Source organism: Flammeovirga sp. EKP202, assembly GCF_014534745.1.
GTDB lineage: Bacteria > Bacteroidota > Bacteroidia > Cytophagales > Flammeovirgaceae > Flammeovirga.
In genome coordinates this window covers 38,085-54,866 of sequence record NZ_JACVVP010000007.1, presented here as the reverse complement: position 1 = coordinate 54,866, position 16,782 = coordinate 38,085, and the positions used below count along the sequence as shown (strand labels likewise).

At 34.6% G+C, this 16,782-nt stretch carries 7 protein-coding genes; 1 reads left to right on the top strand and 6 read right to left on the bottom strand.

The window, feature by feature from the left end; translation table 11 throughout:
• Window positions 1-5: 5 nt before the first annotated feature.
• Window positions 6-2,195, bottom strand: a complete 2,190-nt coding sequence (locus tag IC221_RS05755) for a glutamine synthetase III (protein ID WP_188168055.1) — start codon at window positions 2,193-2,195, stop codon at window positions 6-8.
• 266 nt (window positions 2,196-2,461) lie between these two features.
• Between IC221_RS05755 and IC221_RS05750 the strand changes: the two genes are divergently transcribed.
• A complete protein-coding gene (locus IC221_RS05750) occupies window positions 2,462-5,599 on the top strand; it encodes a hypothetical protein (RefSeq protein ID WP_188168054.1) in 3,138 nt (1,045 codons plus the stop codon).
• Between the two features lie 604 nt (window positions 5,600-6,203).
• Here IC221_RS05750 and IC221_RS05745 read toward each other — a convergent pair.
• From IC221_RS05745 to IC221_RS05725, 5 genes are all read right to left on the bottom strand, one after another.
• Complete coding sequence (locus IC221_RS05745) at window positions 6,204-7,658, bottom strand: rubredoxin (protein ID WP_188168053.1); 1,455 nt, start codon at window positions 7,656-7,658, stop codon at window positions 6,204-6,206.
• Between the two features lie 41 nt (window positions 7,659-7,699).
• Complete coding sequence (locus tag IC221_RS05740) at window positions 7,700-11,209, bottom strand: nitrate reductase (protein WP_188168052.1); 3,510 nt, start codon at window positions 11,207-11,209, stop codon at window positions 7,700-7,702.
• Window positions 11,210-11,517: 308 nt separating this feature from the next.
• Window positions 11,518-12,204 carry a response regulator transcription factor gene (locus IC221_RS05735; protein WP_188168051.1) on the bottom strand — a complete coding sequence of 229 codons (687 nt, stop codon included), beginning with the start codon at window positions 12,202-12,204 and terminating at the stop codon, window positions 11,518-11,520.
• 58 nt (window positions 12,205-12,262) lie between these two features.
• Window positions 12,263-14,053, bottom strand: a complete 1,791-nt coding sequence (locus IC221_RS05730; RefSeq protein WP_188168050.1) for an ATP-binding protein — start codon at window positions 14,051-14,053, stop codon at window positions 12,263-12,265.
• A 54-nt stretch (window positions 14,054-14,107) separates the two neighbouring features.
• Window positions 14,108-16,537 (bottom strand): ATP-binding protein, encoded by a 2,430-nt coding sequence (locus IC221_RS05725; RefSeq protein ID WP_188168049.1) that lies wholly within the window; start codon window positions 16,535-16,537, stop codon window positions 14,108-14,110.
• Window positions 16,538-16,782: the final 245 nt, after the last annotated feature.

Below are 16,782 nucleotides of genomic sequence, written 5' to 3'. Positions count from 1 at the left end.
TATGGTTATCTCAAGAATAACAATTCTCTATATTTTGGAAGAGGCCACATTTCATCGTCAATCATTGTTTCCAATTTATCAACGTGCCATCTTAATTCTTCAAAATATTTTTCTTTGATTTCATCACAGTAAGCAATCGCTTTTTCTTCAGTACTTTCAATCGCGTTGATACGTTTTCGTTCCTGAGTCATTTCATTGCTTAGTTTCTTTACTTGATTAAGGTGTTTTGAAACTTTTTTGATAAGATTCATTACTTCCTCCGTTTCCTCTTCAAGCCCTATGTCTTTCATGCCCTTGACGTTCTCAATCAGCATGTTTTGATATCGAATAGCTGTTGGACAAATATGGTTCAAAGCAAGGTCTGCCATTACTCTAGATTCAATTTGCATTTTTCTAGTGTAATTTTCGAGGCGAATTTCATGACGGGCAATAAGCTCTGCTTGTGTCATAATTCTCATTCGCTTGAAAAGACGGGAAGTTGCCGCTTTCTTTAAAACTTGTAAAGCTCTTGGTGTATCTCTAAAGTTAGAAAGTCCTCTTCTTTTCGCTTCTTGAACCCATTCTTCACCATATCCATTACCTTCAAAAACAACTTTTTTTACTGAAGGGATGTAAGAACGTAAAATGTCAATAATAGCGACCTCTTTTTTCTCATCCTGTTCAATCAATTTATCCACTTCTCTTTTGAAAAGTTCTAGTTGATTTGCAACGGCAACATTCAATACAGTCATCGCTCTAGCGTTATTTGCATTAGAACCAACTGCTCTGAATTCAAATTTGTTACCCGTAAATGCGAAAGGGGATGTTCTGTTTCTATCCGTGTTATCTAATAAAATAGGAGGGATCTTATTGATGCCCAATTTCATGTAGATATTATCTCCCTTTTTCACTTTTATATCGCCATTGTTTTCTAGCTCTGTAAGAACATTAAAAAGCTGAGTTCCAATAAAAGCTGAAATGATTGGAGGAGGAGCTTCATTCGCACCTAATCGGTAATCATTACTCGCCGAAGCAATAGAAGCTCTTAAAAGGTCTGCGTTGTCATAAACGGCCTTTAAAATATTGATAAAGAAGGTGATAAAAATAAGGTTTTCCTTAGCCTTTGTACTAGGTTGTAGAAGATTTTTACCCTTATCAGTAAGTAACGACCAGTTATTGTGTTTACCACTACCATTTAATCCCTCGAAAGGTTTTTCATGGAATAAAACTCTGAAGTTATGACGAGAGGCTACTTTTCTCATCAAATCCATCAACAATTGGTTGTGGTCGTTCGCTACATTTACTTCTTCAAAAATTGGGGCAACTTCAAATTGACTTGGAGCAACCTCATTGTGACGAGTCTTAATAGGGATACCCAATTTATAGGCTTCGATTTCAAGACCTTGAAGGAATCGTGATACTCTGGAAGGAATTGCACCGAAATAATGATCATCTAACTGTTGACCTTTTGGGGGAGTTCTTCCAAATAACGTTTTTCCTGTCAATAATATATCAGGCCTTGCATCTGCGAGAGCCTTATCGATCAAAAAGAATTCTTGTTCTGTACCTAAAGTGGCTTGTACTTTTTCTATGCTTCTATCAAAAATTTGACAAACTGCCGTAGCTGTTTTATCAATTTGCTCTAGTGCCTTTAAAAGAGGTGCTTTGTTATCCAAAGATTCTCCAGTATAAGAAACAAAAACTGTAGGTATGCAAAGTGTTTTTCCTTTTCCACTCTCAATAATAAAAGCAGGTGAAGTAGGATCCCAAGCAGTATAACCTCTAGCCTCAAAAGTCTGTCTCAAACCGCCACTTGGAAAAGAGGATGCATCAGGTTCTTGTCTAACAAGAGCACTACCTTTGAAACGTTCAATCGCATTTCCATCATTTGTCATTTCAAAAAATGCATCATGTTTTTCAGCTGTAGATCCAGTAAGAGGTTGGAACCAGTGTGTATAGTGTGTTACACCTTTGGAAATTGCCCAAGCTTTTAAAGAAGTCGCTACAGCGTCAGCAACGTTTTCATCAATTTGTTCTCCTTTATGGATCGCATTCTGTAATCTGGTATAAATGTCAGTTGAAAGTTGTTCTTTCATGACAAGAAGACCAAACGTATTTTTACCGAAATAGTCTGAAACTTTTTCACTTGGAGGGGTAACATTTATAGGTTGTCTTAGTTCAACCACTTTTAAAGCATCAAAACGCTGTTTCGCCATACTTTGATATTTATTTTTTTTATTTCACTTCTAAAAGTAAAAATACGTTTTTTTTGTTATATTCTTTTTTTTATAACACATAAAATATATGTTAGGTTTTATCACTTTTAAAAACAGTTTGTGCTAAAGCTGATTATCATACTTGGTATGTTCTTTGATTAATCATTACCTATTAACGAAATATATTAAAATAATAGTCGTTGATAAGGTATAAAGAGAGATTTTTGATAGGTGTCGTAGCACTTCATCCCCATAATAGAGCTTCTATGAAGAGTTTTTTACTAAGTTGTTTATTTTTATTGATTACTCATTTTTGTTGGTCACAATCAGTCACTGGGTCTATTGCAGTTGACGGTGGTAGAGATGTAACCAATGATCCCGAAGGAAGAGTTCACTTAAGGATAAAATCACAAAATGCGACGCATATGAAAATTAGTCGCGACGAAAGTTTTAGAGGAGTAGTTTGGGAAAGGGTCAATTGGGAGAAGTCTGATTTTCCTATTATCGGAAGAGGAGAAGAGGATGGAGTAAAAACAATTTATGCCGTTTTTAAAGACGAAGATTCAGGAAACGTATCTGAGGTTGCCACTTTGATTGTAGAATTGGACAGAACACCACCTCAGAATCCAGAAATAATGATTAATGGTGGTTTATTATTCACCAACAGTAAGAAGCGTACAGTATCATTATTTTTATCAGCAGAAGATGCTTATCAGATGAGAATATCCAATAGACCTGATTTTATTGGTAAGCAGTGGGTGACTTTTGCACAAAGAATTGATAATTATAAACTTCCTGGCCTTGATGGTGAGAAAGAAGTTTTTGTTCAATATAGAGATGCTGCTGGTAACGAAACAAAGGTTATCAGTGCTAAAATAACGATTGATACAACGCCTCCAACTGAAGCTAAAATGAAAATCAATGACGGAGAAAAGTTTTTGAAAGACTCTGTTATTACACTACATTTCTTCGCTCAGGGAGCTTCGCATATTCAAATTCGTGGTGGAGATGGATGGATTGATTATGCAGAGGAAGTACAATGGACATTATCTCCTGGAGATGGAGAAAAGGTGGTTTATGCTCGTTTTAGAGATGAAGTAGGTAACTATTCAAAAATTGTTTCAGCCAGAGCTATTGTTGATAGAGTACCACCTCGATTTGGTAGAGTCATTATTGATGACGGTCGAAAGTACATTGATAATCATGCGAGACATAAATTACAGTTGATAATTCAAGGTGCTTCTGAAATGAAGGTTTCTAACAAAGAAGACTTTAGTGATGCAGAATGGATGCCTTATACTTCAATTGTTCCAGTGTGGAACTTTCCAATTGGTGATGGTGAGAAAACAATATATGTGAAATTTAGGGATAGAGCTAAAAATGAATCAGAAGTTTACACTTCTTCTGTGATATTAGATTCTACTCCTCCCCAGAATCCTAAATTGGATATATATGCTGAAGGTATAGTTCAGGATACACTAAATAATGTCAAATTATTAAAGGATGAAAAACATATTGTTGATTTGAGAATTAAGGCTGATGATGCCAAGTTTATGATGATTTCAAATCAACAAACTTTCTTTGGGTCACGCTGGATGATTTATAAGGAAGAACACAAGAATTGGAAACTATTGAGCGGAGAAGATGGTATAAGAACAGTTTATGTCAAGTTCATGGACCGAGCGAAAAATGTTTCTGAAGTTGCTTTTGACCGTATTTTAATAGATACAGAGCCTCCTCTTGGTGGTAAAATAGCAATTGATAACAATAAGGAATATAGTATTGATAAAGAACATATGGTCAACTTAAAGTTATTCGCTAGAAAAGCGGATTACATGCAAATAAGTAATGACCCAACGTTTATGGACTCTGAATGGGAGGCCTACAATGTGATTAAAAAATGGAAACTTGATGGTGATGATGGTGTAAAAACAGTATTTGCTCGTTACAAAGATTTAGCGGGTAATGTATCAGAACCTGTATCTGATAATATTGTATTGGATACAAAACCTCCATTTAATTGCTCTATTGTAGTCAAAAATCACAAAGAAGGAGTTGTCAATCATCCTGATGCCATTGCTTTGGTAAGAGTAAACGCTGAAGATGCTATTAAAATGCAGATTAGTAACCACCCGAATTTTGAGAAAATTAGATGGATTGGTTATTCAGAATACAATATACCTTGGAGACTTCCAGGTGAAGATGGTGTAAAAGAGATTTATACAAGATTTATGGATGAAGCAGGGAATGTTTCTGATACATATTCCGTTAATGTAACATTAGATAGAACTCCTCCAGTAGAAGGTAATGTTGAGATTGTAGAAGCTCAAGATAAGTTAATTAACCTTGAAGAAGTAACATTGAACATCACAGCGAAAGGTGCTAAGACAATGCGTTTATCGCCAAGATCAGATTTCAAAGGGGCTGAATGGGAAAATTATGCTACATCTAAGAAGTGGAAATTCCCTCCAGGTGATGGTTTGAAGTTTGTTTATGTGATCTTCAAAGATGCAGTAGGTAACATTTCAAAACCATCATATGTGTCAGTGGGGGTTGATACAGATGCTCCACGTGAAGGTTCAATTTTAATTGGTCAAGGCGAAAAGTATTGTACTGATTATGATGCAAGAGTAAGACTAAAGCTGAATGCAAGAGGGGCTACTAAAATGATGATTTCAAATAATAAAGATTTCGACGGGGCAACTTGGGAGAGATTTAGATATTATATTTATGATCATTATTTAGAAGCTGCTGAAGATGGTGAGAAAACGGTTTTTGCTAAGTTTAAAGATGATGCTGAAAATGTAACTTCGCCTGTATCAGCAAGTATACTGTTAGACCGTCAAGAACCGGTGAACGAGAAGCTAATCATCAATAATGGTGAAGAATATACTAATGATAAAACAGGTAGTGTACAGTTAGAAATATTTGCAGAAGGAGCTACAGAGATGAAAGTGACCAACGACAGATATTTCAAGTCTCGTATTGATTGGGAGCCTTATGATACAAGTAAGGATTGGATTATCCGACATAGTACTGATGGTGAAAAGTATGTCTATGTGAAGTTTAGAGATGAGGCAGGAAATGAGTCAATGGTAACTGAGACTAAAATTATCTTAGATACAACACCACCAATTCCAATGTATGTGAAAATCGAGAATGGTAAAACTGCTGTTGATAATCCTACTGTAAATATTACAACAAGGGCAAGAGAGGCTGTTTATATGATGGTTTCAAATAACCAAGATTTTAAAGGAGGTATTTGGAGACCATATTCAGAGAAGTTCTCATGGAATTTAGATCCTGGAGCGGGTATTAAGAGGGTATTTATTAAGTTTAAAGATAACTCTCAAAATGTTTCAGATTATAAGTATGCCGAAACAACGTTATACGAAGGAAATTAATAATAGTATTTTTTAAATAGGAAGAAAGCTTGCAGTGATGCAGGCTTTTTTCGTTACAATTCAAGGGAAGATATTTTGTACATTGTAAACTAAATTATCATCATTTTTCAATCGACCTTTCTACAAGTATTTATACGATCTACTTTCATGCTTCCTTCTTCTTCATTTTTGTCTTAACACAAAAACGAAGCAAAAAAGTCAAGGCTTAGAAGTCAAAAGCTAAATTCCATTCCTCTCGCCTAAATGATTTTAAACTCGCTTTGCTCAAACAAGAAAGTCATTTTTAACGGCTCATTTCATAAAATTCTTAACGCTTTTCCCTTCAAGGGCGATAGAGCACTACCAAACGAATAGGGTAGGAATTCGATTGGCGCGAATGTTTAGCGTAATCGACATTCGTGTTCTATTGATCAACAGAAATCTCCTAATTTCTAAATACTAAAAATAACGAAAACTTAGTTTACAATGTATTGAAGTGCAAGTTGAATTAATTATGCACTTTTTCACTTGCTTACCTTAATCATGAGCAACAAAAAAAGCCTACAATAAATGTAGACTTTTCGTTGCATATATAATCATTCGTATTTAGTTCATTTGCAAATGCCTATGATTGTGGCATTTCTATTTCTATAAAGTCTTCTTTAGGTCCCTCACAAGTAGGGCAGCAAAAAGAACTAGGAAGAAATTCGAATTTTGTGTTTTCAGGTATACCTTCATCAGGCATTCCCATACTTTCATCATAAATGCTCAGACAGTTCTGACATTGATAAACGCTTACAGTTGTAGAAGCAAGCTTTTTCTTTGGCTCATCAATGTCATAATTACTATTATCTAAGTTTTCGTAATAAAGATGACTTAATTCAATAAGAATAGGAGGTATTGCCTCTTTTGGAATTCTTTTTACGAAAGGAATATACTTTGGCTCGTTGCAATTGAAATCCTTAGCGTAGAGTACATTGTAAGTATTTTCTCTAGTAGAAGAAGGAATACTTTCAATTACTACAGATGTGAAAAGAATTACAGGCTTAGTCTTTATGGTAAAAGTAAGACCATAAGTACTAATATCTTGTTTGTCTAAAGCTCTTACTAAATAGTTTTTAAGCTCAAGTGCTTCGTTATCAAGTACGGGTAAATGCCAGTTTAATTCCAAAGATGAATGTCTAACATTGATACCAAACTTACCAAGCAGCTTTTCCCATATTATGATATGCTTACTATCAATTCCCTTGACAATAAATGACTTCCAAGGAGTGATTGTAATTTTACCAATATTCGTTTTAAGACATACTTCACAAAGTTCTTTTAAGAAAGGAATATCAAAGCTATTGTTTCTCCAATAAAGACCTAGCCAATACTTACCACTTAACATACGGTGCATTCCTTCATAATAAGGGAAAGGACCTGTTGGTAATGCAAGAGGTTCTGTTTTAGCAATAGTGTTAATGTCTAATGTACTTACAACAGTTTTCCATACCTTTGAACTATTAATGGTTTTACCAGGTACATGAAGACCTTCAAAAGCCTTTACAACTTTAGCAATATCATAGTTATAGATTAAACTAGGGCATTCCCAAAGTACCTCAGCGTGTTCTTCTTCTCTGATGAATAAGTACCAATATCCTTCTTTTTCTGAAGCAACAAAGTTCAGGTGACCCGTGAATAAAGGAACCATCGTTTGTGCTGGATCAATGATATTTACTTTTAATTTTGGTTGAAAATCAAAAGTATCCAGAATATAATGGTAGGTGTGTGCTGCTAACCAACGTGTACTTGGAATTACATCCAAAGCTACGTAAGAAGTTACAATATTTTGAAATTGCTCACCATCACAATCAAAAGTTGTTTTGATAGACTCAAAAGTTTCTTTCAGTTTTGGTCTACTAATTTTTGGTGGAGCAAAAAGAATATCTTGTCGAGATCCAAAGTGAATATGATCTACTTCTAATTCTTCAGCAACTTGTATAATTTTAAGAAAATCGCCAGGAGAAGAGATTCCTCCTTTGATGAAAATTCTTACTAAATCTTCTTTTTCTAGTGTATTCTCTAATTGTTCGATCATACTATATGGAGTTTGTGAAGTAAGCTAAAGTTTGTTTACTCCTATAAAGTAACTAATTTTTCTGCATTGTTTTTCAACATTTCTTGAAGTTCGGTCTTACAGCTACCACATCCTAAGCCTGCACCTGTCTTCTCACAAAGTGTATTTAATGTAGTACATCCTCCATCAATAGCATTTTGAAGGTTACCACTACCAACATTTGCACAAGAACAAACAACTTCACCAATTAGAGGTTCAGCATCACTTTTACCTCTCAATAGCTCACTTCTTCGACTTCCCAATTCGGTCTCCATCTCAATGAGCTTCTTGTAATCAGCAAATTCAGCTTTGTCACCTAATAATATAGTACCAACTAAGCGGTCATCTTTAATGATACATTTCTTATAGAAAGCTTCGGCTTTATCCAATAAGATCACTTCTTCGTAGCTTCTATCTTTTGGTGGTATATCAATAACACCCAATGAGCATAAACTAAGATCAGAGAATTTTAAGATGTTCATAGGAAGTGTACCACTATAACGGCTCAATAAATCACCAGAGATGAAGCGAGCACAAGTATCAGCTTGTTCTTCTGCTCCAGCAGTTGTACCATTTAGTTGTCCTTCAAACTCAGCAATCTCACCCATCGCAAAGATATCAGGGTCAGAAGTCTGAAGGTATTCATTGATAGTAATACCTCTTGATGTTTTCAAACCAGCTTCTTTACCAATTTCAGTGTTTGGTCGAGTACCGATAGCATAAACAATAGCATTACTTTCAATCGTTCTACCACCTTTTAGCTTTGCCTTGTAGAGTTTATCTCCTTGTTTTTCAATTGTTTGAACTTGGTCGTTGAGTAGTACCTCAATTCCCTTATCCTCGCAATGATGAAGAAGTAATTCTGAAGCCGTAGGATCCAGTTGTCGGTCCATCAGTCTGTTGGCTAATTGAATAATTGTAACATCGATTTCAATTTCTCTCAACGATGCAGCAAGTTCTAAGCCTAAAAGACCTCCGCCTACAATGATTACTCTTCCTCCTTTATTGTCTAAGTATTGCTTTAAATTGTCTGCATTCTTTTTATTTCTCATTGTGAAAACACCTTCGAAATGAATAGGAACATCAGCAGGAACAAAAGGTCTACTACCTGTAGCAATTATTAGTTTATCATAGTTATATCGATCTCCGAATTGATCTACAATTTCTTTGTTGTCTCGATCAACACTTTGGATACTCTTATTCAAGTGAATTTTAACACCTAATCGGTCAAATTCAGACAATTCATCGAATTTCTGTAAATCTTTCCATAAAAGAGTCTCATTGACATACTCAGGTAAAAGTACACGATTGTAGAATGGAGTACTTTCTTTTGAGAATACCTCAATTTCATCCTCTTTATTTATGCCTCTATAAGTATGGATAAAACGGTAAGCCGCTGCACCCGCACCTACAATAAGAATTTTTTCTTTCTTCTTTTTATATTTCTCTACTTGAGCAGAAGAGAATTTAAAGTCAGGCTCTTTAGAAATAGGGTCAATAGCATTGGCTGTAAGGTTATTTGTTCGAGCAAAAATACCATTACTAATTTTACCCCAGTGCATTGGCATAAAGATTACGCCTTCTTTAATATCGGTTGTGACAATAACATTAACTCTACAGTCACCTCTTTTAGTTGTGATAACCGCTGTATCACCATCCTTAAGACCTCTTTCGGTAGCATCTTTAGGATGCATTTCTAAGAAAGGATCCGATATATGTTGATTTAATTTATTGACTTTACCCGTTCTTGTTCTTGTGTGCCATTGATCTCTAATACGACCTGTTGTTAGAATTAATGGCATTTCTGGTGTAAGAAGATCTGAATTATTTTCAACTCCAGAAGTTAAGATTTGAGCTTTTTTATTAGGAGTGAAGAACTGTTTGTCTTCGAATAATCTATCTGTACTTTTTCCATTTACATAAGGCCATTGAACTGATCTTTCTTTCTTTAAAGTATCATAAGTAAGTTCAGCGATGTCAATGTTTGTTCCTTTTGTAAGCAATGCATGTTCTTTGAAAATATCTTCAGTAGATTGATAATCAAATCCATGGTAGCCCATTTTTTGAGCGAAACGGCAGAAGATTTCTGTATCAGGAAGTGCTTCACCTGGAGCGGGAAGTACTCGCTCTAAATGACTTATTCTACGTTCAGAATTGGTCATCGTTCCTTCTTTTTCTAACCATCCTGCAGCGGGAAGAATCATATCTGCATGCTCAATGGAATCAGCTTTATTTGAAATATCTTGAACGATAACAAACTTCGCTTTCTTTAATGCTTCTTCAACTAGCTTTGAATTAGGTAAGCTTACCATTGGGTTGGTACATACAATCCAAACAGCTTTCATTTCTCCCGAATGCAATGCTTCGAACATCTCCGTTGCAGTTTTACCAGGTTTCTCTTGGATATGATCCACACCCCAGAAATCGGCAACTTTTTGTCTGTGCTCAGGGTTTTTTAAATCATGGTGAGCCGCTAGGAGAGAAGCCATACCACCTACTTCTCTACCACCCATTGCGTTAGGTTGGCCTGTAAGTGAAAATGGTCCTGCACCAGGTCTACCAATTTGACCTGTAATTAAGTTTAAGTTTAATAATGCAAGGTTTTTATTTGTTCCTTGAGCACTTTGGTTCAAGCCCATTGCCCACATATTGATAAATCCTTTTGCGTTACCAATATATCGAGCGGCTAATTTTATTGCATCTATTGTCACCCCTGTGATAGCACTAGCTTCTTTCAGAGGTCTTCTCATTACTTCTTTTCTATATTCATCAAAACCATCTGTATGATTTTTGATGAAATCCCAATCTAAGTCTCCTTCTTCAATGATTGCTCTACCAATAGCTTGGTAAAGTACTACGTCAGTACCTGGCTTTAATTGTAAGTGTAGATCGGCGATTGCACATGATTGTGTCTTTCTAGGATCAACAACAATAAGTTTGGTATCAGGATTTTTTTCCTTATGTGCCTCAATTCTTCTGAATAAGATAGGATGACACCAAGCGGGGTTAGCACCTGCAATCATAAAAGTATCTGCAAGTTCTATATCCTCATAAGAAATTGGGACAGTATCTTCACCTAAAGTTTTTACATAACCAACAACGGCACTACTCATACAAAGTCGTGAATTCGTGTCAATGTTGTTGGTTTGGAAAAAACCTTTTGTAAGTTTATTGGCTAAATAATATTCTTCAGTAAGACACTGACCAGAGACATACATACCCACTGAGTCAGGTCCATATTTTTTTATAATTGATTTAAACACAGCTGCAGCTCTTGTAAAAGCTGTATCCCAGTCCACTCTTTGTAAGTCATGTTGTTTACTCCATCGCATTTGCGGATAAAGCAAACGGTCTGTAGTATCTTGAACTACATAGTTTAGGTTCATGCCTTTTGAACATAACTTCCCTTTGTTGACTGGATAATTAATATCTCCTTCAACTGTTAATTTGCCTTTCGCATCCTTTTTAACATCTATGCCGCAGCCTACTCCACAATAGGAACATGTTGATTTGTATGTTGAGATATTTTTCATAATCTAATTTGCTAAGTTAAAAGTTAGGGCAACAAACATTGTTGCCCTATTTTAAGCATGTGTTTGTTTTAGTGGTTGCTTACGACTACTTCCTCAAAGGATTTTGAGAAGTAATACGTACAACACGAAAGTAAAAGTAAGTAAAAATACGTAATTGTACGTACTTTTAATGTGATTTTTTTAATAAAAACACGTAATTTATAATGAATACAAAAAAATCCCTACTCAGAAAATTAAATTCTAAGTAGGGATTGTCTATTTAATGAGTACTTAAAAATTGAAATTAAGTAGTCATTTCTAAGTGTTATTTATAATAATTCAGCTTTTAACGAAGCAATTTCATTCACCTTTGCAATTAATTCAACAGCACTCTTCACCTCCATCTTTTTCATAATATTAAAACGATGGGTTTCTACGGTTCTCACACTTTTATTTAAAATACCCGCTATTTCTTTACTACTCTTTCCGTGAACCACGTATTTCAATATCTCTTTTTCTCTCTTTGTAAGATCAATATTCGCAGAAGTATCGGTAGTAACTGTTTCAGTAACAGGTTCAGTGTTATGTTTCATATTTAGGTATCCTTCTACCAATACTTTTGAAATATCACCACTGAAGTATTTTTTACCTTCATGTACAGTCTTTATTGCTTTTAAGAACTCATCACTGCTTGAATCCTTTAATAGATAACCGCTAGCACCTTTTTCTGCTGCATCTAATATATATTCAGCATCATCGTGCATCGAAAGGATTAAGACTTTGGTCGTGGAGCTGTATTCTTTAATTTTTGAAGCAGCCATGATTCCATTCATCACGGGCATTCTTATGTCAATTACAAGCACATCAGGTTTAAGTTCTTTACATAACTCCAATGCCTCTTGTCCATTAGCCCCTTCTCCAATTACATTTATTTCATGACTGTTTTCCAACAGTAGTTTGATACCATTTCGGACAACAACATGATCATCTGTAAGTACTACTGAAATTTGACTCATTTATAATATATTTTATTGATGTGAGTTTATACTAGTGCAATATATAAAAATTACTTAGTTAATCTTTATTTATAGGTACTTCTACTGAAATTGTTGTTCCTTCCTCAAGCTTAGAACTTACTTGAATAGTACCTCCAACAAAACCAGCTCTCTCTTCCATATTTAGAAGTCCATTTCCACCTCCTTGAATCTCAAGGTTTTTCATATCGAACCCTTTGCCGTTGTCAACGATACTGATGTAAAGGACTTCAATATCATGCTCCAAATCAATTTTAACTTGCTCGGCTTCAGAGTATTTAATGGCATTGTTGACGGCTTCTTGTACAATTCTATAAATATTAGTTTCAATATGTCTTTCAAATCTCATATTGAAATCTGTTTTGTTGTTGAATAAAACAGTGACATCAGAAAGTCTACTTGTTTCATTAGCAAACCTTGTAAGAACGGCGTTAATTCCATAGTCACCCAAAGTGTTTGGAGATAAATTAAAGGAAACTCTTCGTACTTCTCGGATGATATTTTTAAGTAAATTTCTAGATTCTTTAATTTTATTAGCAGAAGATTTTGTATTGCCGCCATCAAATGATTCCAAGCTGAATTTTAAAGCTGTTAGTAATTGACCAATACCATCATGTATATCTTTTGATATTCTTCCTCTTTCTTCTTCTTGGCCTTTTAAGATCAATAACGAACGTTCTTTTTGGGTCTCGATATGTTTATCAATTTCTTCTTGGTTGATTTCTTTTGATCTTTCTTCGGCTTCTTTGTCTTCTGTAGTATCTCTACCAATGATAACGATTGTAGGTTTTTCACCATGTAACATCGTAATCGTAGTTTCAATCCAGATGTAATCACCTTCACTATCTGTGATTTGAAGTGTCCCCACCCATGTTTCTTGACTCAAAGCAGTTTCCAGGACTTCTTGAATCATTTCTTTTTTATAGCCCTCTAATGTCAACCAATGGAAAATATTCTTAGGGTGATCACCATGTTCTACTTTTAAGATTTCCAACAAAGCATCAGATACATAATTAATTTCACCATTTTCATCCGTTTTGGCTAATAAAACATTGAGCTTTTCTTCGTTATCTTTTGATTCTGAAAGAAATTGATAGGATTGCCCCAGAGATCTATACAATTGATCTATTTCAACAATTTTATCTTGTGTTTCGCTTTTAGCTTTTTCCAACTCATCAAATGTTTTTCGAATTCTTCTAGCTGTTGGACGGAATACATACCCTAATTCGAAGAAGAGTAAAATAAGTGTGATGATAAATAAAATCAGAGAAGTATTCTGAATATCGTCTAACTTTCCATTTGCATCGTCAGAGTACACGCCCACAAGCAAATCCATATTAGTCAGGTAGAAGGCTTCATTTGAAAGAATATCTTGACTTATATCTGAGTCTTCAAAGTTGTTTTCTAGGGCTTCTTCAACATCGCTTACAATTTTAGAGTGAAAAGCATCAACTTTCTCGTAAAGTTCGGTGGCTTTTTTGAGAGAAATAGAATTGTCTATTTGATCATTATAGGCGCCTAATTCTTTATGTGAGATTTTCCACTCTTTTACTGCATTCTTTAATTCACCTAGGTAAGGTGTGGTTTTATTATTTTCAATGAGTAAAACACACTTGGTAATTTTTTGGCTAAGCATTCTTTGCTTTCCTGCTTTGTTGATCAAATCTGCATCAGCGTTTTGTTTCTGAGAGAAAGAGTGAAAAACAATTTGAGAAATACTCAATAATAATATGATGGCTGTAATAGCTGTAAAATAGAGTGTCCAAAGTTTTTTCAAACTTAGGTGCTCAATTTTAGAAGCTAGGGTAAATGTATTTTTAGTTTGTTCCATAGTCTAAGTCAAGTTTACAGTAAAGAGTAGTTTAGTTCGTACACTTTTTTATTTTTATAAATAGGGTAGGGAGACGATAAAAGTAGTGCCTTGGTTTTGGCTACTTATACATTCTACTTTTCCCTCCATGCTATCTACATATTTTTTTACAATTGAGAGCCCAATACCCGTAGATTTTTCACCTCCGGTAGGTTTTGGCCCTAAAGTTTGAAATTTTTGATAGAGTTTTTTCTGATCTTCCTCCGAAAGGCCAGGTCCTTGGTCCGTTATTTTAACCTCTACAAAATCTTTTACTTTTTCAATGCTAACAGCAATTTCAGTATTGGCAGGGGAAAATTTTATGGCATTTGAAATCAAATTCTCATAAATCTGAATACTATGCTGTTTGTTTGCTTCAATTAATCCATCAGAAAGTAAATTGTAAGTCAATTCTATATTCTTTCGCTCAGCAACTCCAGTGAAGTCATTGATGACTTGATCTAGTACTTCTGATACCGAGAAAATATCTTTTTCAGCTTCTTTATTCACTTTACTTTCGTTGTTTTCAGAAACCCTAGCATCTAAAATATCTTCAATCATTTTATTCATTCGATGCATAGCATTTAACGAACCTGACACACAAAGTTTCTCATCTTCATCTAAGTTAGTGTCATCGGTATTGAGTATACTTAATAAAGTAATGGAACTTGATAGCGGATTTCGTAAATCATGAGCCACAATACTTAATAAGTGGTTTTTGTCGTTATTCGCATCCTCAAGTTCATGATTCTTTTCCTCAATCAATTCTTTTTGCTCAATAATATGATTATTAGCTTCCTGTAGCTGTTGTTTTTTGTTGTTGATGTTTCTGTATGTCTTTTCGTTCTGAAGAGCAATTCTAATGTAGATGGCTAAGTTTCTTAATAGATTCAACTGATAGCTGTCAAAAGCATTGGCTTCAAAAGATTGTATTGTAAATACCCCAATTGGTTTTTTGTGTTTGGCAACCAGAGGAATATAAATGATGGACTCAGTGTTTTTACCTGCAATAGGCTGAAGAACTTCTTTTACATAATTGCGGTGATCCGTACTGAATTTCTGAATGAAAAATTCCTTTTTCTGATCAAAACACATTACAGCTAATCTCATTTTATCTTTTAAATCAAAAGACTCATCTTTTATCACTTCATCGTGTTCATAGATATAAGGGAAATCTAGAGAGTCTTTCTTCTCATTGTACAAAGCAATACCAAAAACAGGAGCTTTGATGAGCCCACTAATACTTTTATAGGCTGTTTCTATAATTTCATCTAAGGCCAGCTTTGATGTTATATCTCTACCAATACTACTCAAATGTTCTAAATCTTTATACCCTTTACGAAGTGATTTAGCTTGTTCATCGATTTCTTGGTTTTGTGTTTCTAATTTTTGATTAGATCTTTTTACAAGATTATTAAAATGGAAGAGTGTCACCACCAAGAGTAGTGTCAGTGATAGTGTCACGACCAAAATATTTCTGATTGTATTTTGCTGAGAGATTTCCAACTCTTTTTGAGTGAGGCGAAGTAATCTAATTTCTGATTCTATGGTAAGAAGCCCAATTTCTCTTTGTTGGTTTTTTAAGGTATCAATTAAGCCATCTTCTTGGATCGATAAATCCCAAATTAAGTCAGTGACTTTGTCTCCAAGGTATTTTCGAATAAGTTTATTTGTGTCAACTCTAAACTGAGGTTGCTCATTGGCTTTCGTAAGTGGTTGTAGCCATGTAGAATTGCGAGGCAAAGTAATGGCTAAACCTTCATTTTCTACCTGATAAAAAATCTGTCGGTGAAGCTTCAATCCTTTAGAAAGTGCATAGGCATAATTAGACAATTGAGTATAGCCCCATATATCATTACCTTCAGCAATATTTCCAATCAAATCTTCAGATGTAGAGATGTAAGAATAGTTTAGAGCAGGTAAGGTAGTTTGTTTTAATCTTAGGAGGTTACGTTCAAAAGTTGAGTTTTTAATGGTGATAGCAGGAAGGGATTGTAGAGCATTATTGAAATTTTCTTGTTTCTGAAATAAGGGCACATTCTCAGAAGATACAATAATTTCAATGTCTGGCATATAGCTCGGAAGGTAGGAAATATTTCTTTTACGTTCGGAGGTAATCGTGATACCCGACATTCCGAAACATCCTTCAGAACTTGTTTTTACTTTTTTATAAAGCTCATCCCATGAATCTAGCGGAACCCATTTAATGTTGATGACGGCTTGTAGTTCTTTTCGTTGTTGACGAATAAGATTAGTGAACATTTCATACTCAATACCCGCCATTCCACCAGTTGGTAATGAATAGACAAAAGGTTTGTTTTGAATGTAATATACCGTGATGTCACCCTTTTTTGTTTCTTTGATCTGTTCCCAAGATGACTGTCCAAAAATGGATGATGAAAGCCCTAAAAAAAATAGAATTAAAAAATATCTTGCTATGCCCATTGCTCTTATGAATTGATTCATCAAAATTATTCAATTCAAGTTAAATTATCACATTTTTTTAGCATTCTATTCACAATAAATTCCAAGTTCAAATAGAATTATCCAAAACATACTCTTTACAAGTGCCACTCATCGATTAATTCTATACAATGAGAGGGAAATGCATTAACAATTAATCGGCTAGAATTAACAATTTAATTTAAACTTGTTGCATCAATACACTTAATTCCCTCTAAAATCTATCTTATATTTGCATTTTTGGATGA

Excerpts from the sequence above, each read along its gene's own strand:
- IC221_RS05730 (WP_188168050.1), bottom strand. The coding sequence starts at position 14,053 with ATGGAACAAACTAAAAATACATTTACCCTAGCTTCTAAAATTGAGCAC.
- IC221_RS05735 (WP_188168051.1), bottom strand. The coding sequence starts at position 12,204 with ATGAGTCAAATTTCAGTAGTACTTACAGATGATCATGTTGTTGTCCGA.
- IC221_RS05750 (WP_188168054.1), top strand. The coding sequence starts at position 2,462 with ATGAAGAGTTTTTTACTAAGTTGTTTATTTTTATTGATTACTCATTTT.
- IC221_RS05725 (WP_188168049.1), bottom strand. The coding sequence starts at position 16,537 with ATGAATCAATTCATAAGAGCAATGGGCATAGCAAGATATTTTTTAATT.
- IC221_RS05740 (WP_188168052.1), bottom strand. The coding sequence starts at position 11,209 with ATGAAAAATATCTCAACATACAAATCAACATGTTCCTATTGTGGAGTA.
- IC221_RS05745 (WP_188168053.1), bottom strand. The coding sequence starts at position 7,658 with ATGATCGAACAATTAGAGAATACACTAGAAAAAGAAGATTTAGTAAGA.
- IC221_RS05755 (WP_188168055.1), bottom strand. The coding sequence starts at position 2,195 with ATGGCGAAACAGCGTTTTGATGCTTTAAAAGTGGTTGAACTAAGACAA.